The sequence below is a fragment of the Pseudoduganella sp. HUAS MS19 genome, assembly GCF_053615455.1.
On sequence record NZ_CM132133.1, the window covers coordinates 2,264,413 to 2,284,766 of the forward strand.

Genomic DNA, 20,354 nt, shown 5'->3' on the forward strand with positions numbered 1-20,354 from the left:
TGTTCTCCTTTATGTCAGTAGGAAGCCTGCAGTCCGAGCGAGACTGCGCGCGGCGATCCTGGCGCCACCCAGGTGCGTTGGTAGGAACTGGTGTAGTACGTCTTGTCGAACAGGTTGTCGATGTCCAGCGACAGGCGCAGGCCGCGTGCGATATGCCAGTGCGCGACCAGGCGCGCCACGGTATAGGCGGGCAGCTCGAAGGCCGAGGCACCGGAGAGGGCCTGCGCCTGCGTGCGGGCTTCGCCCAGGCGGCGGCCGGTATGGGTCACACCGCCGCCGATCCCGTAGCGCTGCCCGGCCAGCATGCCTTCGTACACCAGCATCAGGCTGCCGTTGGTGCGCGGCACATTGAGCAGGCGGCCGCCGCGCTCGAGCACGTTGTCGCGGGCGACTTCAGCGTCGATCAGCGACAGGCTGGCATTGGCGCGCCAGCTGCTGCCAAGCTGGCCGGCCAGGTCGAAATCCACGCCCCGGCTGCGCACCTCGCCGGCCGCCACCGAATACGTGGGCTGCGCCGGATCGGCAGTCAGGGCATTGCGCTTGCGGATATCGAAAACGGCCAGCGTCGCGCCAAGGCGGCCGCCGGCCTGCTCCCATTTCAGGCCCGCTTCGCTGGCCTTGCCGCGTTCCGGAGCGAAGGCGCTGCCGCGTGCATCGCTGCCGGTATTGGGCCGGAACGAACTGCCCCAGTTGGCGAACAGCGTCCACTCGGGCGCGGCCAGGAAGCTGGCGCCGATGCGGGGCGAGCTGGCATGCGGCTGTTGTTCGGCCAAGCTGCCGTTGCGACGGTTGGCCAGGGTTTGCTCATGGCGGTCGTGCCGCAAGCCCGCCACCATGCGCCATCGTTCGCCAAGGTGCACCGTGTCTTGCACGTAAAGCGCGACATTGCGCTGCTTCTCCAGCGTGTCGGTGAACGGCAGCGGCACCGGCTGGCGCTGGCCATACACGGGCTGCAAGACGTCGAGCGCATACGGCGCCGCTGCGCTCGGGCTGGCGCGCGCCATGCGCAGGTCGTAATCGAAGCGGAAACCTTCCACGCCGAGCAGCAATTCGTGGCCGGGCGCCGCGCGGCCCGCCAGTTCGGCATGTGCACCCAGGTCGTCGGATGCGTAGTCGCGCAGGCGGCGCTGGCGGCGCAGGGTGCGCTGGTCGGCATCCAGCGCGGCGGCCGGCTCCGTTGCGTAACCGTCCAGCGTGCCGCGCTTCCACAGCAGGCCGGCGCGCAGTTGCCATTGGCCAGGCAGCGCGTGCTCCAGCATCAACTGCTGGGTGCTGTTGAAGATGCGGATATCGCCATCGGCCGGCTCGCCAAGGAAGCGTTCGCGCGGCACGGCTCCCAGCACGCCATTGACGGCAGCGATGCCGCGATCCAGTGTGCCCACGTGGCGCAGCAGTTCGCCACGATATTCGAGACGGGTGTCCGGGCCGGCCCTGAAGGTCAGCGCCGGCGCCAGCAGCGTGCGGCGCGACTGCACATGGTCGCGGAAGCTGCCGCGCTTTTCGCTGGCGGCATTCAGGCGCCAGGCCAGCCCGTCGCCCAGCGGGCCGGTCGCATCGAGTGCCGCGCGGCGCAGGCCGAAGCTGCCGATGACCGCGTCCAGCGCGTAAGCGGGGCGCCACAAGGGCCGCTTGCTGACAATGTTCAGCGTGCCGCCCGGCTCGCTGGCGCCGTAGAGCGCCGCCACCGGCCCTTTCAGGAATTCGATGCGTTCGACCGCCGCCGTGTCGCGCGGCGCATTGATGCCGCCGCGGTTGGCGGCGAAGCCGTTCAGCAGGAGGGCCATGCCGTTGTTCGGATCGCCGGCCAGGCCGCGGATCGCGATGTTGTCCCACAGGCCGCCAAAGCTGTTCTGGCGCGATACGCCGCCGGCGTAGTCCAGTGCATCGTCGATGCGCAGGGCGCCCAGGTCGTCCAGCACCTGGCGCGGCATGACGCGTACCGCCTGCGGCAGTTCACGCAGCGGCAAGTCAGTCTTGCTGCCCTGTGCGTCGTCGGCCAGGTAGCTGCCGGAGTCGCGGCGGCCCACGACTTCGACGGATTGCAGGTCTTCGGCGCCTGCCGGAAGGGCGAGCAGGGCCAGCGCGGCCGGAATGGCGCGCAATTGGAAATTCATCTTCATTTTTCAGTCTCGTCTTGCTTGAACAGAGCGCCGCCCAACGAAGGAGGCGCGTCGATTGGTCAGGGCAAGGCGGGTGCGGGTGGCCCGCGCGGCAGGTAGGGCGGCGCCGAAGGGCGGCCCGGTGACGGCGGCGCGGCAAGTGCCGGCGCGCGTGCCGGCTCTTGCGGCAGTGGCAGCAAGTGCGGGGCGGCCGGCAAGCGTTCGGCCAGCGTAGCTGCATCGTAAGCCAGGCAGGAATGCGCGGGCGCGACGTCGCGCACGGCTTCCTTCCATGTGTGGGCGATGCGGTGGCGCAGGCCGGCGGAGACGGCCACCAATAGCGCGGCCGCGAGCAGGGCGGTCAGCGCAATCTGGACGGCACGCCGCGACGGCACGCGGATGCGACGGAATATGGGCATATCGGTTGGCGGCAAGATGCCGCGGGCGTCACTGGGAATCCTGCGCCAGGAGGGCAGGGACGTCAGGTCACGAAGCGATATGGGGCGGCGCTTGCCGCTGGGGGATCAGGTAGCGCTGGGGAGCGATTGCCGCTGGCGCCGCAGGCTGGCGCGCCAGGAAATAGGCGACAGCCAGGAACACCGCCAACAAGGCCGGCGGCGTCGACGGGACGTCGGCCGGGTAATGGCTTGCCATCTGGCAGGCCACGCAATCGTCCAGCTTGTCGGCCAGGTCATGGCTGTGCGCGGAGGCCGCCAGCAACTGCAATGCAAACACGATGGCGCACAGCGCAAGCAGCCAGCGCCACAGGCGCTTGCCTTGGCGCAGTCCGGAACGCTGGGAATCGGGCTCGGTTTGCATAGCGAGCGAGTATAGCAACTTTTGCCGGCTGGCCGCCACAGTGATGTTGGGGCGTAAACCTTGCAAGAAAGGTATACCTGGCTCCAAGGTTCAATTATCATTTCGTTTTAGCAACATTTTTTTTCGCCGTTCAAGAATGGGGTGTTTATGCGCGTTCGTACGTCGTTCCTGAAATTGAGCCTGTGTGGGTGGCGCCTGTTGGCGCTGCCGGTCCTGGGCATAAGCTTGAGCGCGCTGCCGATGGCCGCGGCGGCCGCCGCGCAAGCGGAGCGCAGCCCCATCGCGATCAGTATTACCAGCAATACCAGCCAGATCGATACTTTTGACCGCCTGCGCCTGCAACGCGTAGGTTCGAGCCAGCATATCGAGCTGAAAAAGACCGGGAAGCTGGTCTCGCGCGGCACCAGCCTGTTCACCGGCACGCTGCCGGCCGGGGAGTACAAGCTGGCCATGCTGGCGGACACCAAAACCAAGCTGAACCTGCAATTGACGGCGCAGAGCGGATTTATCGGCAATTTCCGCGTGCACGGCGGAGGTCCGGTCGACCTTGGGCGCCTGGTCATTACGCCGATCAATCTCAAGGTGCTGGTCGGCCGTAGTGGCCGTGTGGCGTCCAATCTCCCCCTGATCAAAGCGTATGCGCCGGAGCAGGCCGCGCTCTATGAGAAGCCTGCGGCGGGCGGTTGGGCCGATGCGCGCCATCCCGATGACAAGGTGGAGGAATATGCCATCAGCAAACCCGGGGATCTTGAATGCATCACCGAGAAGGACGGCCTGATCCTGGCGGGTGGACGCATGGGGACCCTGATGCAGCGTCAGGCAAATGGCCAGTGGCGCGGCCTGAGCGGGCCGGGCATCGCTGCGCTGAACTGCGCTTCGGCTGTCAAGCTGCCCAATGCCGAGATGCTGGTGACCGGCGAGTTTGGCACGCTGCTGCGCCTTGCCAAGGGCGAGAACAGGCTGCAGGCGGTATCGACCGGCAACCTGCCCGTCGGTAACCTGCTGCGCGTCGTCGGAAGCGTCAACAGCGGCTGGTATATCGCCAACCTGCGTGGCGATCATGTGACCTTGTATTATTCGCCGACCATCGAAAACGGGAAATGGAGCGAGGTGCGCAGCGAGTCCGTCGAACGCCTGCCGGGAAGGCAGGGGTACCGCTACTGGATTTGGCCGACCCGCACCGGCCTGGCCTATACAACCGGGCGCGACGCGATCCATTCGCTGGACGTCGGCACCCGCCAGTGGAGCGCCCTGGCCCTGCCGGCGAAGCAGAAATTCTCCGGACTGGCCATCAGTCCGACTGGCATGATGGCAATCACGGGCGGCGGCAAGCACCATGTTTCGTATGACGCGGGCAAGAACTGGGAGCCCCTTAAGGTCGCCTTGCCTAAGGGTTTCACGGAAGCCGGGACGGTACAGCAAATGGCCGATGCCTCAATCGTCATGATGGGCATGAGCAAGCCACACAAGAGCGCACTGTACCGCAGTGCCGACAAAGGCCAGAACTGGCAGCTGGTGAAACAGTTCGACTGGCCTTACCACGTCAAAGTCCTGAAGGCGGTGCCTTTCCTGCAGATATCGGACGAGAGCAACTTCGGCTTTCTTTCCATGAGCACTTCGTCCGACGGCACGCAATGGCGCTCGGAATACACCAGCTACGATCTGGAATATGAGGAGCAGGAAAAGAAGCGTCAGCAGAAATAAGGCGCCGCGATCGTTTGAGTGTCGAGGTGCTAAGGCACAGTCAGCTGCGCTACCTGCAGCAGGAACTGGCGGTAGTCGATCGGCTTTTCAATGTAGGCATCGAAGCCAGCTTGCATCAGGCGCTCGCGGTCGCCCTTCATGGCCAGCGCCGTCAACGCCACCAGCGGAATGGCACGCGTGCGCGGGTCGGCGCGCAGGATGCCGGCAGCCTGGATGCCATCCATTTCCGGCATCTGGATATCCATCAGGATCAGATCCAGCGCCTGCCGCTGCGCGATCTCGATGCCGGGCCGGGCGCGCTCGGCGCGGAACAGCTCGTGGCCCGCGCTCGACAGCAGCACCGTGGCCAGCTCCATATTGGCCGGCGAATCTTCGATGATCAGGATGCGTGCCATGGGGTAGCCTCCCGGGAGCGCAACGCGCGTCCCACTTCATGCAGGAATTGGCGGGTATCGAGCCCGCCTTGCGGCAGGTCCGGCTTGGCATAGGCGCCAGGCTGGCGATCGGACAGCACCAGCACCGGCGGCGGCGGCCGCATGTCCGAGCGCAGGACTTCGAGCAGGGCCATGCCGCTGGCTTCGTCGCGCATCGGGCCCAGCACCAGCAGGTCGACAGCATCGGCGTGGGCCGCCGCCATCGCCTGCGGTCCGTCGGCATAGTAGCTGACCTGGTAATTCAGCCCTGCCAGCGCGGCACGCAAGGCCAGGCTGTTGGCGCTTTCGTCGACGATCATCACATGCGGCGCCTGCTGGCGGTCGGCGCCCAGGCCCAGCGCATACAGCGCGCGGTCCAGGTCATCCTTCAGCACCGGCTTGGGCAGGAAATGGGCGGCGCCCAACAGGCAGCTGTGCATCTCCTCGGCCAGGATCGAGACCACCACCACCGGCACGCTTTCCAGGCCCGGCTCGGCGCGCAGCTGCTGCAGCACCGACCAGCCGCTGCTGTCGGGCAGCAGCAGGTCGAGCGTGATCAGGTCGGGTCGCGCCGCGCGCGCCTGTTCCAGCGCGCCTGCAGCATTGGCGGCGCAACCGACGGTAAAACCGGCGCCTTCCAGTTGTAGGCGCAGCAGGTCGGCGGCGGCCGGGTCGTCTTCCACCACCAGCGCGCGGCGACCGTCCGGCGCGTGCGCCGGCGGCGCGTCCTGCGGGCTGCTGCGCAGCGGCAGCCAGATGGCGAAATGGGCGCCCTGGCCCGGTGCGCTGGACACACCCACCGTGCCGCCGTGCAGGGCCGCCAGCCGGCTCACCAGCGACAGTCCCAGCCCTGTGCCCTCGTGGTTGCGCGACATCGATGAATCGATCTGGCGGAAGGCCTGGAACAGCACTTCCAGGTCGGCGGCGGCGATGCCGTCGCCATCGTCGCTGACCAGCACTTCCAGCCATTGCCGGAAGGGACCGGGCGGCGGCGGCAGCACGCGCGTGGGCAGCGCGGGGCGCGGTCCGGCGGCCAAGGCGGAGCGCTCCACCACGCGCGCCGCCAGCCGCACGCTGCCGCCGTCGCGGCAGAACTTGACCGCATTCGACAGCAGGTTGTAGACCATCTGCTTGAATTTGCGCAGGTCCAGCAGCTGTTGCCCGATGCCGGGCGCAGCCTCGCAGGACAAGGCGAGCTGGCGCTTGGCAGCCGCCTCGCGCACGATGTCGAGCGCGCTTTCCAGAACTTCGTTGGCGGGCACCGCTTCCAGGTGCAGTTCCATCTTGCCCGCTTCCACCTTGGACAAGTCGAGGATATCGTTGATCAGCGACAGCAGGTGCTTGCCACTGGTGGACACATGGTTGATGCAGTTTTGCTGGTTGGGCGTCAGGGGGCCGACGATGCCGCCGGCCAGCAGGTCGGAGAAGCCGATGATGGCATTTAGCGGCGTGCGCAGCTCGTGCGACATATTCGACAGGAATTCGGACTTCAGGCGGTCGGCGTGCTCCAGCTGGCGGTTCTTTTCCGCGATCTCGCGTTCGTGCTCGCGCAGTTCGGCCACCATCAGTTCCAGCTCGCGGTTGCGCAGCTCCAGTTGGCTGAGCAGTTCGGCGCGGCTTTCCATCAATTCGCGCGCGGCCCGCATCTCGGCCGCTTCCAGTTCCTGGCGCGCCAGCTCGGCGCGGATGCGCCGGCTCTCGTCCTCGAACTGCTTGCGCCGCAGTTGTGCGCGCACGCGCGCCTTCAGCACGTCGAATTCGCTGGACTTGAGCACGTAGTCGTCGGCGCCGGTGGCCAGGCCTTCGATCATGGCGGCGCGGTCCTCGGCGGCCGTCAGCATGATCAGGGGCAGGTCGCGCGTGGCCGGGTCCTGCTTCAGGCGGCGGCAGGTCTCCGTGCCGCTCAGGCCCGGCATCAGGCGGTCCAGCAGGATGCAGTCGACCGATTGCACCGCCAGCATGGCCAGCGCTTCTTCGCCGGAATGGGCCAGTACCACGTCGTAGCCTTCGCCGGTCAGGGTCTGCGCCAGCTGGTCGAGGAAGGTCGGGCTGTCATCCACTGCCAGGATGCGCTTGGCGCCCAGCAGGCTGTCGTGCTGCCCGCGCGCGGCGTCGGCCGCCTTGCGCAGCACGGCCTGCACGCGCGCCAGGATCAGTTCGATGTCCTCGTCCTTGCGGACGAAGGCGTCGGCGCCGGAATCGAGGGCGCGCAGTTCGGCGCGCTCGTCGGAGGAACCGGTCAGGAGCACGCAGGGCAGGCTGCGCAGGGCGGCGTCCAGGCGCAGCCTGCGTACCACTTCGGCGCCGTCGATGCCGGGCAGCACGCCGTCCACCACCACTGCGGCCGGGCGCCGCAGCGCCATGCTGCGCAAGCCCTCCTCGCCGGAGCCGGCCACTTCGACGCCGACGCCTGATTCGCGCAGCTGTGCCGCCAGGTGTTCGCGGAAGGTCAGGCTGTCGTCGATCAGCAGCACGGCCGCTTCGCCCGGCGCCGGCTGCTGGCCCAGCAGGCTGGCGGCGCGCGCCAGCAGGGCGTCGCGGTCATAGGGCTTGCCCACGTAATCGGAGGAGCCGGTGGCCAGTCCGCGCACCCGGTCGCCCACCTGGGCCTCGGTTGACAGCACCAGCACCGGCAGTGTGGCGCCGCCCATGCGCAGTTCGCGCAGCAGGTCGATGCCGTCGCCGTCGGGCAGCAGCACGTCCAGGATCAGCAGGCCGATGCCGGGCTGCGCCAGCGCCGCGCGCGCGGCGGCCAGCGTGTCGCAGCAGGCGGACTCGATGCCGCGTTCGGCAAAGGCTTCCTGCAGGTCGGCCCGCACCGTCAGGCTGTCGTCGACGATCAGCACGCGCGCATTCATGCCGGCTCCAGGGCCGCCATCGCAGCCAGTGCCGGACCGATCGCATCGAGCGGCAAGATGCGCTGGGCCGCGTCCAGGCGCGCCGCTTCGCGCGGCATGCCGTACACCACGCTGGTCGCTTCGTCTTGGGCCATGGTGATGCCGCCGGCGGCGCGGATGGCGGCCAGGCCGCGCGCGCCGTCGGCGCCCATGCCCGTCAGCAGCGCGGCGGCGCAGGCCGCGCCGCATTCCTGTGCCAGCGATTCGAACAGCACGTCCACCGAGGGTTTGCAGGAGTGCCGTTCCGGCCCGTCGTCGATCACCAGGCGGCGTCCGCGCAGGCGTAAATGGCGGCCCGGCGGCGCCAGGCGGACAGCGTGCGCATCGAGCGGTTCGCCGTCCAGTGCCAGGCGCACGCGGTGCGCCGTCTGGCCGTCCAGCCAGTCGGCGAAAGCGCTGCCGAAGGGCTCGCCGATATGCACCACCATCAGCAGCGGCAGCGGCAAGCCGGGCGGGATTCCGTGCAGTACCTGCACCACGGCGCGCGGCCCGCCGGTGGATGCGCCAATGGCCGCCACCAGCGGCCTTGCGCCATCGCGCGGCGCGGCACCGGGGGCCGGCGCCGGGACCGCAGGCAGACCAGGCTGGCCGGACAGGGCAGCGGCGTCGGCGCTGCGCAGCCGGCCGCGCACATGGGTCAGCACGCGCACGCGCGCCACCAGTCGCAGCGCCGCGAGATAGCGCGCACACCAGGCCGCGCTGTCCTCCTCGGCACGCGGCTTTTCAAAGGCATCGACGGCGCCTGCCGCCAGCGCTTCGTAGGTCTTAAACAATTCGCCACGATTGGTGGAGGCCGACACCACCAGGATCGGGGTCGGCACATAGGCCATGATGAATTCGGTGGCAGCCATGCCGCTCATCACCGGCAGCATCATGTCGAGCGAGATGACGTCCGGCCGCAGCTGCTGGCACAGCTCGATGGCCTGCTTGCCGTCCTGCGCCTCGCCCACCAGCTCGCAGCCCGGATCGGCCGCCACCGCTTCGCACAGGAAACGGCGCATGGTCAGCGAGTCCTCCACCACCAGCACGCGCAGGCGGCTCATGGCTGCACCAGTTCCCCGACCTGGCGCAGGAATTGCGCCTGGTCGAATTCGCCCTTGACGATGTGGCCGCGCGCGCCTGCCTGCACGGCGCGTGCGCGGTCCTGCGGGCTGTCGCGCGAGGTGACCAGGATGCAGGGCAGGTGGCGCAACGCCGGGTCGGCGCCCGCCTTTTCGATGAAGGTGAAGCCGTCCATGCCCGGCATTTCCACATCCACCAGCACCATGCTGTAATCGCCCTGCAGCGCCATCGCCAGTCCTTCCTCTGCGCTGGCTGCCATCGCTACAGTGTAGCCGGCCGCTTCCAGGATCGAGCTTTCCAGCATGCGCGTGGTCAGCGAGTCGTCCACCACCAGGACCGGCTTGGCCGGCGCCGCTGCGCTGCTGCCGCGCCGGGCGCGTGCGGCCAGCGTCTGCGCCAGGTGTTCCGGGTCGAGCACGATGCCCGGGTCGCCGGCGTCGTCCAGGTACAGTCCCAGCACACTGGCGTCGGCGGCGGCCAGCGGCGGCGGCGCCTGCAGCACCACGCTTTCCACCCCGGCCAGGCGCGTGACGCCCACCGCGCTCGGCATGCCTTGGGCGGGCGCCAGCGCCACCGCGCTGAAGGCGCGCCGGCCGGCACTGCCGTTCGCGTTTGCGGCCAGGCCGAGTTCCAGCGGGCGGAAGGGCAGCACCTGGCCGCCGTATTCGATGGCGGCACCTTCCGTGGCCGCCAACACCTGGCCGGGCGCTATGCGTGCCGCACCGCGCACCGCGTCCAGGGGCAGGGCCAGCAGGCGGCCCTCGGCTTCCACCATCAGCACTTCCAGTGCTGCCAATGACATCGGCACCTGCAGTTCGACCGCCGTGCCCTGCGCGCCGCTGCTGGCCTGCAGCGTACCGCCAAGGCGCGCCATGGCATCGCGTACCACGTCCAGTCCGATCCCGCGCCCGGCCAGCTCCGACACTGTGTCGCGCGTGCTGATGCCGCCTTCGAACAGGCGCGCCAGCAAGGCGCCGTCATCCAGGCCGGCCAGGTCGAGGGCAGGCTGGCCGCGTTTGGCCAGCGCCGCCCGCACTGCCATCAGGTCGACGCCGCGCCCGTCGTCGCTGCAGCGGAACCAGGCGCGCGTGCCGCGCCTGCCGGCTGCCAGCGTGATGCGCCCCGACGGCGGTTTGCCGGCTGCACGCCGTTCGGCCGGCAGTTCGATGCCGTGCGCAACGGCATTGCGTACCAGCTGCATCATGCCGCCCAACACCAGTTCCAGCACTTCGCCTTCCAGCCGCAGGTTGCCGGCCGAAGCCTCGAACGCAACCTGCTTGCCCTGGCCCTGCGCGGCGTCGCGCACGGCGCGTTCCAGCACGCCGAACATGCTGGCCGCTGGCACCAGGCGCAGCCGCTCGGCCGCGTCGCGCGCCTGGCGCAATTCGCGGTCGATGCGTTCGATGCCGCCGGCCAGGATGCGCTCCATTTGCGCCAGGCGTTGGCGCGCCAGGCCGGGCGCCTGCTGTACCGTGCTGCGCGCCGCTGCATCGAGCTGGCCGGCCAGGCGGCGCAAGCCCTCCAGCTCGCCGCCGATTTCGCCCAGGCCTTCCAGCAGGGCATCCACTTCTATCAGGTCGGCGCGGGCCAGGCGCGGCGGCAAGGGCGGCGGCATCTCGCCGTGCGGCACAGCCGCTTGCTGCGGTGCGCCGGCACTGGCACCCGTTGCGGTGGGGCCGGGCTGCGCAGCGGCCGCCGGTGCGGCTGGCGCCTGTGGCGCCGCGTCCGGACGCGGCAACTGCCCGAGCAGGGCAGCGATGCGGTCGAGCGCGGCCAGGAGCTGGTCCGCAACGCCGCGTTCTAGCGCGACGCCACCTTCGCGCAAGGGCGCCAGCAAGCCTTCCACGCCGTGCGTCAAGTCCGCGATCTCCGCTTGCCGCACCACCCGTGCCGCACCTTTCAGTGTATGAGCCAGCCGCAGCAGGCGTGCCACCGCGGCGGCATCGGCGGCGCTCTCCAGTGCCAATATGCCGGCGCTGAGCTGGTCAAGCAGTTCCCGCCCCTCGATGCGGAAATAGCGGTAGGGATCGGCGGCCATGGCGTTCAGGCGGCACTGGCCTGCGGCTGCACCAGGCGGCGCAGGTCAAGCGACAGGCTGGCCAGTTGCGAGGCGGTTTGCAACGTCTGCGCCGAACTGGCCTCGGTTTCCTGCGTGGCCTGGGCCACGTCGGTGACGGCGATGCGCACCTGTTCTGCGGCGCTGGCCTGCTGCTTGGTCGACAGCTCGATCTCGCGCGCCGCTTCCGTGGTGGTCACTACCAGGTCGGCGATCTGACGGAAGGCCGCCGCCACGTCGGCAAACTGGCGCGCGCCAGCGTCGACCGCCTTGGCGCCACCTTCGGTCGCCATCACGGTGGTGTTGACGGCGCCGCGCACGTCTTCGATCTGGCTGCGGATGCCTTTGGTGGAAGCTGCCACGCGGTCGGCCAGCTTGCGGATTTCTTCCGCCACCACGGCAAAGCGCTTGCCTGATTCACCGGCGCCGGAAGCTTCGATGGTGGCGTTGATGGCCAGGATGTTGGTCTGCTCGGCCAGTTCGGAGACGATGTCGAGCACGGCGCCGATTTCCTGCGATTTGCGCCCCAGGTCCAGCATGTGGCTGACCACCGTATCGATCTGGCGGCGGATGCCGGCGATCGCCTCCTGCCCCTTGCCGACGATGCCGTCGCCCGCCCTGGCGCCCTGTGCGGTCTGTTCCGCGATCTGCGCCACGCGCTGCGCGCTTTCGGCGATCTGGCGCGAGGTTGCCACCAGTTCGCTGATGGTGGTGCTGATTTCGCTCATGGCACCGGCCTGTTCCTTGGCGCCGGAAGCCTGCTGGCTGGCCGCCGCCTGCAGCTCGGCCGATGAGCTCTGCACATGGCCCACAGCAGCTCCGATCTGGCGCCCCAGCGTGCGCGAGAGCAGGACTGCCAGCCCGATGGCAAGCAGCAGCAGCGCCACGGCCAGCACCGTCACGCCCATGGCCGCGCTGGCGGCCAGGTCGGCGGCCTCGCGCTTGGCCGCCTCCAGCTGCTGCTCCTGCTGGGCGTCCAGCACGGCCAGCGCCTTGGCCAGCGTTTCGCGTGCAGGCAGCACGCGGTCGTCGAAAGCGCGCACCAGGTCGGCGGCGCCAGGGCGGCTGTCCGCCAGGGCCAGCACTCGTTCGGCTGCTTCGCGGTAGCCGTTGGCGCTGCGTTCAGCTTCGGCCAGCGCCTGCTGCTCGCCGGCGCTGCTCAGCAGGCTGCGGATGCGGCCAGTGGTTTTGAAGAATTCGCTGCGCGCATCGTTGTAGTTGTCGAAGAAGCGGCGCTCGGGCGACAGCAGGTAGCCGCGCACGTTGGCCGACATGCGCTCGGCCAGGCCGTTGCAGCGCTCCACGTCAAGCATGACCTGGGCGTTGACGTTGATGACGCGCTCCTGCCCGGCGACGGCAGTGCGCAGCGCCACGATGGCCACCACGCTGATAAGCAGCGCCAGCAAGGCCATGGCGGCGTAGCCGGCGGCCAGTTTGCGTCCGAAGGTCCACGTTCCAATCATGTCATGCTCCCAGGCGCTGGCAGCGCCGTTCCAGGTCGTCGATCAAGGATTGCAGGCTGAGCAGGGGCCGTGGCGTAGCGTCCATGCGCACCGCCGCTTCCACGAATGCATGTTCGGGCGCCGGCAGAAAATCGTCCGCGTGCACCGCATGGTGGGCGTCGAACTGCTCGAAGGCGAAAGCTGCGCTATGCCGGCCGGAGGCCAGCGCCAGCCAGCGCGGCGCGCGCTGGGCCGGCAGGCCAAGCAGGGCGGCCAGGTCGAACACGGGCACGGCTTGGCCGCGCACCCCGGTCAGGCCGAGCAGCTCGGGCAGGCGCGAAGGCAGCGCCTGCACGCGCCGGTCGACGTACAGGCCGCGGATGGCCGACAGGCGCAGCGCATAGGGCTGGCCGCCGGCGCGGATCGCCAGCAATTGCTGGTCGCCAGCATCGGGCAAGGCGGGCGGCATAGCAAAGGCGCGGTCAAACTCATCGCGCAGCGCCAGCGCACTGGCTGCCAGCGTACTCTGCCCGCTCATGGCGCAGCTCCCAGCGCCGACAGCTCGGCATGGCACAGCGCCAGCAGGGCGGCGCGCGGAAAGCCGCCGCCAAACAGCAGCAGGCGCGCCGCGTCTTCGCCTGCCAGCAATTGCGCGGCCAGCGCCAAGTCGCGCCGCGCCGCCTCGCGCTGGCCGAGGCGGCGCAGCAGGCGGCCCGCCTGCAGGCGGGCCATGGCGAATCCCGGCGCCAGGTAGGCCGCGCCTTGGTAGTGATCGAGCGCACCTTCCAGTTCGCCTTCCATTTCCTCGCATAGCGCCAGCACGTAATGGGCACCTGCATGCAGTGCGTCGCACGCCAGCAGCTGGCCGCAGGTTTCGCGCGCCTGCGCCACGGCCCCGGATTGCACCAGCGTGACCGCTTTCAGCAGCAGTACGTCGGCGTCGCCGGCTTGCTCGGCTGGCAGCTTCCCGATATGTTCCAGCGCCTGGCCGAAGCGTTCTTCGTGCAAGCTGGCGAGCGCCATTTGCAGGCCGTTCGCTTCAGGTGCCAGCGTCGCAGCGGGCCGTGTGCTGCTGGCCAGCGCGTCGATACGGCGACTGGCGCGTTCGATCTGCTCGGCCCACAGCGGGTCCGGCGCGGGAGCCGCGCACAGTGGCGAGGCCGGAACGGCAGGCGGCGCCGGCAGGGCGGGTTCGGCCCACGGCAGCAGTTCGTGCTGCTCCTGCGGCGGACCGTCCTTGCGCTGGTAGTAAAAGGTGTTGTGGCTGTGGCACAGGTGGAAATCGTTGGACAGGCCGCGCAGCGTTTCCGCATGTCCGAGGAACAGGTAGCCGCCGGGCGCCAGCGCGCGGGCAATGCGCGCCACGGCCGCCTGCGCCTGCTGCGGCGTAAAGTACATCAGCACGTTGCGGCAGAACACGATATCGAAGCGGCCCGGCTGCCAGAACGCCGGATCGTCCAGCGCCAGGTTGCGCTGCTCGAAATGCACGGCGCGCCGGATCTCCTGGGCCAGCTGGAAATGCTCGTCGTCATGGCGCAGCCAGGCTGCGCGCAAGTCCGCCGGCAGTTCCCGCATCGACCAGGTCGAATAGCGCCCGCGCGCCGCGCGCGCCAGCATGGAAGGATTGGCGTCGAAGGCATGCAGCGAGACTTCCGCCTCGCGCCCGCAACTGCGCGCCAGCATGGCCAGCGTGAACGGCTCCTCGCCGGATGCGCAGCCTGCCGATAGCACTTGCACATGGCCGCGCAATTGCTGGCGTTGGGGCAGGGCCACTTCCATGAAGGCGCGCAGCTGGTCGCCATTGCGGTAAAAGTAAGTCTCCGTGACGGTCAGTTCGGAGGCCAGGCGCGCCAGCAGGCTGTCGACCGGCGCGCTGCCGGCCAGGTCGGCCAGGATGCGCTGGCGGTCGCCGCCGCAACTGTCGAGTACGCGTGCCAGCGTCGCCAGCTTGTGCTCATCGAAGGCGAGCCCCAGCCGGTCGGCCAGCAAGGCACGGAATCGCGCTACTTCCAGCGTCGCGGCGGGCGCGTTCATTTCACTTCCGCGGGCGCGTCCAATGCTTGCCAGACCGACTCCGGCACGCTGCGCGCTGCGCGCAGCACCAGCAGGAGTTCGGCGTCGCGCGCGCCGATGCCGGCCAGTTGCGCATCGGCGCCACCGTTGAGTAAGGGCGGGGTTTCGTCCAGCAAGGCCGTGGGCATGGCGCGCACGCCAATCACTTCGTCCACCGCCAGCGCGGCCGTGCGGCTGCCCAGGCGCAAGCTGACAAAACGCTGCGGGGCGCCGACCGGCGCGCCGAGCAGGGCGGACAAGGACACTACGGGCACGGCCTGCCCGCGCAAGGTTGCGGCGCCCAGCACACAACCGTCGACGCCGGGCAAGGGAGTGACAGGCAAGGGGCGCAGGGTTTCGCCGACATGGGACAAAGGCAGGGCGCACAGGAGTCCGCCGCTGTTACAAAGGAGGACTGGGATTGCAGGCAGTGCGCTAGGGACTATTTGCATATTCGGTTCACCGCTCCAGGATGGAATCGACGCATGAACTGACTTACGAGTGCCATCCCAGTCTAACGCGGGAAGAACACCGGCGCAAAGAATTTACTTCATAGCAATTTGCTAGCTGTGGAGAAAATTGGATGGGCGCCAATAACAGCCGAGCCCATGTCACGCCATGTGGCCGCGCTAGTCCCTGAACGCCGGCGTGCGCTTGGCCATGCCGGACATCATGGCCTCCTGCAGGTCGGTCGACATCAGCATGGCCGCATTCCAGGTGGCGTTGTAATTGAGGCCGTCGGCGATCGAATGGTCGCGCGCGTAGGTGATCATTTCTTTCACGCCGCGCACGGCCAGCGGGGCTTTGGCGGCGATGTCGGCGGCAATCGCGCGTACGCCTTCGCGCAGCGCTTCCGGCGTTTCGAACATGCGGTTGACCAGGCGGATTTCCTTGGCTTCCGCCGCATCCACCTTGCGTGCCGTATAAGCCAGCTCGCGCGCCATGCCTTCGCCGATCAGGCGCGGCAAGCGCTGCAAGGTGCCCACGTCGGCCGTCATGCCGATATCGATTTCCTTGATGGAGAACCAGGCGTCCGCCGAACAGTAGCGCATGTCGGCGCAGGTGACCAGGTCGATGCCGCCGCCCACGCAGGCGCCGTGCACCGCCGCCAGGACCGGCTTGCGGCAGCGTTCCAGGCTGGTCAAGGTGTCCTGCAGGTCCAGGATGATACGGCGCAGCGACTCGCGCATGCGGCCGTCGCAGTCGTTCTGGATCTGCTGGCCAAGGCCCATCATCATTTGCAGGTCGATGCCCGCCGTGAAGGCTTTGCCTTCTCCTTCCAGCACCGCGACGCGGATGTCGGGCGTGTCGTCCACGTAGCGGAAGGCGCTGCGGATGTCGTGCCACATGGCCAGGTTCATGGCGTTCATCTTCTCTGGCCGGTTCAGCCGCACGGTGGCGATGTGGTCTTCGACGCTGATGGTGACTGTTTCCAGCACAGGGATGCTCATGGTTCTCTCCTCGTTGGTAAGGAGTGCAATTATGGCAGCCGTATCGCGTCCGGATTAGAGGAAAGACGTAAAAAAGCCCGCGCTGGGCGGGCTGTCGGCAGCTTGGCGCTTACTGATCGGCGCCGTGGCACTTCTTGTACTTCTTGCCGCTGCCGCATGGGCAGTCGTCGTTGCGGCCGACCTTCGGCTCCTCGTGCTTGACGGTGGTCACGCCGGTCTTGCGGCGCGGTACCCACCATTTGTGGATGGCAGGCAGGTTGGCTTCGATGTCCAGTGCCAGCTGGTGCGCTTTGACCGGGTCTTCGACTTCCGGCAGTTCCTCCGGCTTGATTTCGTCGGCGCCCAGAAGGTAGATCGGACGCATCAGCGGGGCCGCTTCGGAGTCCCAGATCTCGTCCCACGAACCTTCGCGCAGTTCCATGCCCTCCCAGAAGCCCCAGCACCAGGCTTCGGCGTTCAGCAGGACCTTGCCTTCGTGCTCGTGCTCGACGAACAGCGGCTCGAATTCTTTCGGCGCCACCTCAAAGGTCACCAGCACTTCGTTCATGAAGCGGGTGATCAGGTTGTAGATGCGCTCTTCCTGCTTCGGGTTCTTGAACTTCGGGCCATCCTTGCGGTCTTCACCCCAGATGCTTGGCAGCCATTCGGCCGGGGTGATCGGCTCCGGGCCGATGGCGATGGCGGTCAGGTAGCCATGCAGGTGGTCCATCGTCATGGAGTCCTCCGGGCTCTGGTCGCCCAGCAGGAAGTTGTCGAGTTCGTCGAATTCTTTGTCGGTCAATGGCTGGTCGAGTTGCATGGCTTGGCGCTCTATATATTGGGTCGAAGGGCGACAGTATACGCCCTGGCCCTTACAATAGCGAGAATGACGCATCCATTCTTCGAACTGAGCCCGGACCGGGTACTCGACGCCCTGGCCAGCATCGGCCTGTATGGCGATGGCCGCCTGCTGGCGCTGAATTCCTACGAAAACCGTGTCTACCAGGTAGGCATGGAGGAGGGGCCGCCGGTGGTGGCCAAGTTTTACCGTCCCGGACGCTGGAGCGACGAGCAGATCCTGGAGGAACATGCCTTCGTGCAGGAGCTGCAGCAAGCCGAGGTGCCGGCCGTGCCGGCGCTGGTCCGCGATGGCCGCAGCCTGCATGCATTCGAAGGTTTCCGTTTTGCCGTCTTCCCGCGCCACGGCGGGCGGGCGCCGGAGATGGACGACCCCAGGGTGCTGGAATGGACGGGCCGCTTTATCGGCCGTATCCACGCCGCCGGCGCGGCGCGGCCGTTTGCCGCGCGTCCCACGCTGGACCTGGCATCTTTCGGCGAAGAGCCGCGCGACTGGCTGCTGGCCAACGATTTCCTGCCGCCGGAGCTGGTCACCCCGTGGCGCTCGGTAGTCGACCAGGCCCTGGATGGCGTGCGGCGCTGCTATGAGCGGGCAGGGCAGCTTGAATTGATCCGCCTGCACGGGGATTGTCATGGGGGCAATGTTTTGTGGACGGATGCCGGCCCCCATTTCGTCGACTTCGACGATGCGCGCATGGGCCCGGCAGTGCAGGACCTGTGGATGATGCTGTCCGGCGAACGGAGCGACATGGTGCGCCAGATGGGCGATATCCTGGCCGGGTATGAGGACATGCGCGAATTCGACCCGGGCGAGCTGTACCTGGTGGAAGCCTTGCGCACGTTGCGCCTTATCCACTACTCGGCCTGGCTGGCGCGGCGTTGGGACGATCCTGCATTCCCGGTGGCTTTTCCGTGGTTTAATACACAACGATACTGGCAAGATCGTATCCTCGAATTGCGCGAGCAGATCGCGCTGATGGACGAGCCTCCCCTCTGGCCGGTTTGAAATCGCGCGGCTGCCGCGCAAGCGGATCTGGCCCTGCGGGTCAGATCCGGGTTTGCCGGTTTTAAAAGGAGAATTGCCGGGAATTCCCCGCTTTCCTCAAGAGCTTCGCCCCAGCTGGGCTCATCGATAATGGCAACATCACCCCAAACGCCGAGCGAGATCCTCATGCAAGCACAACAGCCGCCAACTACCGACACCGTCGCCAGCGACCGTGCTGAGCATGAAAAAGCCGAACTGAAGGCCATCACCGAAGCGATCGCCCGCGTCGAGGCCGAAGCGAAAGCCCAGTGCGCCGCCGAATCGCGCGCCGTGGCCGAAGCCCGCGCCCGCGCCTTGGCGGAAGACCGCGCCGCCCTGGAATCGGCCGCCGCCGCCGCCGCGGTGCAAAATGCCGAAGCCGCCGAAGAGGCGATCAAACTCAACAAGGAGCGCCTGGAAACCCTGCGCGCCGCCGCATCGGCCAGCGTGGCCCGCCTGGAAGCGGTCAAGCAGGAAACCGCCGAGCTGCGCGCCCGCGTCGACGCCGATATCCAGGTGCGCCTGGCTGCCGAACAGCGCGCCAGGGCCGAAGAAGAAAGCCGCCGCCGCGCCGCCGAACAGGTCGCGGAAGAAGCCAAATTGGCCGAACTGGCCAGCAAGGCCGCCGAAGAACTGGCCGCCCAGGCCGAGCAAGCCCGCTTGCAAGCTGCCGAACGCGCTGCGGCCGTACAGGCAGCCCGCGATGAAGTGGTGGGCGTGGCGTCCGCCGATGCCCGCATGACCACGATTGCGCGCGAACGCGAGCGCCAGGCCCACGCCGCCCGCCTGACCGCCGAACAACTGGCCAATACCGAAGCCGAAGCGCTGGAAGCGACGCGCCAGCGCGAGCGCGCCGACCAGGTGGCGCTGGAAGCGGCCTTCAAGCGCGCTGCCGCCGAAGTGCGCGCGCTGGAAGAAGCCCGCGCCCTGGCCCATCTGGAGCAGGAGCGCGAACAGATTGCCCTGGCCAAGGCCGAATCCGACCGCAGCGCCGCCCAGTCGCTGCACCTGCGCCTGCAGACCGAGAAAGAAATCCGCGACGCTGCCCAGCACCGCGAGCGCGTCGAAGCCATGGCCGCCACGACTGCCCAGGCGCGCCGCGATGCCGACCAGCAGATCATCGCGGCCACCGAGCGCCGCGTCGAGAGCGACCGCCAATTGCACGCCATCGCCATGGCGCGCGTGGAAGCCGAGCAGCAGGCCGACTTCGAAACCCGGGCCCGCCTGGAAGCGGAAGCCGTGGCGCTGGAGCAGGCCAAACTGCGCGAGAAAGCCGAGCAGGCCGCCGCCGAGCAGGCCCGCATCGAATCGGAAGAACACCAGCGCGCAGCCGCCATCGCGGCCGAGCGCCAGCAGCTGTCAGCGCGTTCGGCCGCCGTAGCGGCCGAACAGGCCTCGGCAGAAAAGATCGAACGCGATGCCGTGGCTGCCCAACTGGCTGCTGCCGAGGAAGCCAATGCCCTGGCCCAGGAAAAGGCCGCCGCTGCCGTGCGCCTGGCCGATGCCGAGCGTGCCCGCGCCGAAGCGGAGCAGGCGGCACTGGATGCCATCAATGCCCGCCTGGCGGAAGCTGAACGTGGCCGCGCGGAAGCCGAGCAGGCCGCGCTGGCCGCAATGAAGGACCGTATCGCCGCCGAAGAAGTGGCTACCGCGGCCGCCAGGGCACGTGTCGATGCCGAACGTGCCGGCGCTGCCGAAGCGCGCCGCAAGGCTGCTGCCGATGCTCGCCTGCAGGTGGCGGCCGAACAGGAAACTGCTGCCGTGCGTGCGATGGCCGAACAGGTTGAATACGATGCGGCCAACAAGGCCGCCGCCGCCGAGGCGGCCGCCGCCCAGGCGCGCCTGGCAGGTGAGCTGGTCAGGGCGCAGGCTGAGCGCACCAAGGCTGAGCAGGCCCGCGTTGCGGCCGAGGAGTCGCTGCTCAAGTCCGAGCTCGAGTTCGTGGCCAAAGAGCGCGAGACCCTGGCGCTGATCGACCAGAAACTGGTGCAGCAGCGTGCGGCCAATGCCGCCGAGGCGCGTGCGGCGAAGGCGATCGAGGTGCGCGTGGAGCTGGAGAAAAAGGCTGCTGCCGCTGCCAAGGCGCGTGCGGATGCCGAGGAACAGCTGGTTGAAGTTGCGCGCCAGCGCGAGGCGGCGGAGGTGGCGGCCAACGAGGCGGAATGGGCCAAGCTGGCGGAGCAGAAGACCCTGGTCGATACCGTGCATGCCCATGCCGAGCTGCAGCGCCGGGTGACGGCGACCACCGCGGCAATGGTGGAGTCGAAGAAGAAGCTGCTGGAGCAGGAGACCCGCCGCCAGCATGCGGCGCAGAATATGTTGACCGCGATGGAGGATAAGGCGGCGCATCCGGCCGATGAGCATTCCGAAACCATGGCGCGGGATGTGATCGGGCGGCTGAAGGAAACTGCCGGCGCCGTGTGGCGCGGCCGCTGATCCTGGGCGGGTGAGTCGGCGCAGAGAGGGCAGATCCTGCGTTACCGCACTATTCGCGGCCC

16 protein-coding genes are annotated in these 20,354 nt (G+C 68.3%); 3 read left to right on the plus strand and 13 right to left on the minus strand.

Going from position 1 to position 20,354, the window contains the following annotated elements:
• Nucleotides 1–14: 14 nt before the first annotated feature.
• The 3 genes from ACWBU6_RS10355 to ACWBU6_RS10365 all read right to left on the minus strand — a co-directional run bounded on the left by ACWBU6_RS10355 (nucleotide 15) and on the right by ACWBU6_RS10365 (nucleotide 2,918).
• Entirely contained in the window at nucleotides 15–2,120 is a 2,106-nt protein-coding gene (locus ACWBU6_RS10355; protein ID WP_452648710.1) for a TonB-dependent siderophore receptor, read from the minus strand.
• Nucleotides 2,121–2,179: 59 nt separating this feature from the next.
• Nucleotides 2,180–2,518 carry a hypothetical protein gene (locus tag ACWBU6_RS10360; RefSeq protein ID WP_452648711.1) on the minus strand — a complete coding sequence of 113 codons (339 nt, stop codon included), beginning with the start codon at nucleotides 2,516–2,518 and terminating at the stop codon, nucleotides 2,180–2,182.
• Nucleotides 2,519–2,585: 67 nt separating this feature from the next.
• Nucleotides 2,586–2,918, minus strand: coding sequence for a hypothetical protein (locus ACWBU6_RS10365; RefSeq protein ID WP_452648712.1), 333 nt, complete (start codon nucleotides 2,916–2,918; stop codon nucleotides 2,586–2,588).
• A gap of 147 nt (nucleotides 2,919–3,065) precedes the next feature.
• Here ACWBU6_RS10365 and ACWBU6_RS10370 point away from each other — a divergent pair, with 147 nt between their 5' ends.
• Nucleotides 3,066–4,622: a hypothetical protein gene (locus ACWBU6_RS10370; RefSeq protein WP_452648713.1), complete on the plus strand. Its 1,557-nt coding sequence runs from the start codon at nucleotides 3,066–3,068 to the stop codon at nucleotides 4,620–4,622.
• Between the two features lie 29 nt (nucleotides 4,623–4,651).
• On the opposite strand, the gene ACWBU6_RS10375 is transcribed toward ACWBU6_RS10370, so the two are convergent.
• From ACWBU6_RS10375 to ACWBU6_RS10420, 10 genes are all read right to left on the minus strand, one after another.
• Complete coding sequence (locus tag ACWBU6_RS10375) at nucleotides 4,652–5,017, minus strand: response regulator (RefSeq protein ID WP_452648714.1); 366 nt, start codon at nucleotides 5,015–5,017, stop codon at nucleotides 4,652–4,654.
• Entirely contained in the window at nucleotides 5,002–7,893 is a 2,892-nt protein-coding gene (locus tag ACWBU6_RS10380) for a response regulator (protein WP_452648715.1), read from the minus strand. The genes ACWBU6_RS10375 and ACWBU6_RS10380 overlap by 16 nt, the downstream gene beginning before the upstream one ends.
• Complete coding sequence (gene cheB / locus ACWBU6_RS10385; RefSeq protein WP_452648716.1) at nucleotides 7,890–8,975, minus strand: chemotaxis-specific protein-glutamate methyltransferase CheB; 1,086 nt, start codon at nucleotides 8,973–8,975, stop codon at nucleotides 7,890–7,892. Before cheB ends, ACWBU6_RS10380 begins: the two co-directional genes overlap by 4 nt.
• On the minus strand, nucleotides 8,972–11,032 hold the full coding sequence (locus tag ACWBU6_RS10390) for a hybrid sensor histidine kinase/response regulator (protein ID WP_452648717.1): 2,061 nt from the start codon (nucleotides 11,030–11,032) through the stop codon (nucleotides 8,972–8,974). The genes cheB and ACWBU6_RS10390 overlap by 4 nt, the downstream gene beginning before the upstream one ends.
• Before the next feature lie 5 nt (nucleotides 11,033–11,037).
• A complete protein-coding gene (locus ACWBU6_RS10395; RefSeq protein WP_452648718.1) occupies nucleotides 11,038–12,513 on the minus strand; it encodes a methyl-accepting chemotaxis protein in 1,476 nt (491 codons plus the stop codon).
• Nucleotide 12,514: 1 nt separating this feature from the next.
• Nucleotides 12,515–13,030 (minus strand): chemotaxis protein CheW, encoded by a 516-nt coding sequence (locus tag ACWBU6_RS10400; protein ID WP_452648719.1) that lies wholly within the window; start codon nucleotides 13,028–13,030, stop codon nucleotides 12,515–12,517.
• Nucleotides 13,027–14,526 (minus strand): CheR family methyltransferase, encoded by a 1,500-nt coding sequence (locus ACWBU6_RS10405; RefSeq protein ID WP_452648720.1) that lies wholly within the window; start codon nucleotides 14,524–14,526, stop codon nucleotides 13,027–13,029. Before ACWBU6_RS10405 ends, ACWBU6_RS10400 begins: the two co-directional genes overlap by 4 nt.
• A complete protein-coding gene (locus tag ACWBU6_RS10410) occupies nucleotides 14,523–14,996 on the minus strand; it encodes a chemotaxis protein CheW (RefSeq protein ID WP_452648721.1) in 474 nt (157 codons plus the stop codon). The genes ACWBU6_RS10405 and ACWBU6_RS10410 overlap by 4 nt, the downstream gene beginning before the upstream one ends.
• Nucleotides 14,997–15,173: 177 nt before the next feature.
• On the minus strand, nucleotides 15,174–15,995 hold the full coding sequence (locus ACWBU6_RS10415) for a crotonase/enoyl-CoA hydratase family protein (RefSeq protein ID WP_452648722.1): 822 nt from the start codon (nucleotides 15,993–15,995) through the stop codon (nucleotides 15,174–15,176).
• A gap of 109 nt (nucleotides 15,996–16,104) precedes the next feature.
• Nucleotides 16,105–16,794: a UPF0149 family protein gene (locus ACWBU6_RS10420; RefSeq protein WP_452648723.1), complete on the minus strand. Its 690-nt coding sequence runs from the start codon at nucleotides 16,792–16,794 to the stop codon at nucleotides 16,105–16,107.
• A 66-nt stretch (nucleotides 16,795–16,860) separates the two neighbouring features.
• Here ACWBU6_RS10420 and ACWBU6_RS10425 point away from each other — a divergent pair, with 66 nt between their 5' ends.
• Complete coding sequence (locus ACWBU6_RS10425) at nucleotides 16,861–17,838, plus strand: serine/threonine protein kinase (protein ID WP_452648724.1); 978 nt, start codon at nucleotides 16,861–16,863, stop codon at nucleotides 17,836–17,838.
• Between the two features lie 165 nt (nucleotides 17,839–18,003).
• The gene (locus tag ACWBU6_RS10430) at nucleotides 18,004–20,292 is read left to right on the plus strand and encodes a hypothetical protein (protein WP_452648725.1); all 2,289 of its coding nucleotides are present in this window, start codon (nucleotides 18,004–18,006) and stop codon (nucleotides 20,290–20,292) included.
• Nucleotides 20,293–20,354: the final 62 nt, after the last annotated feature.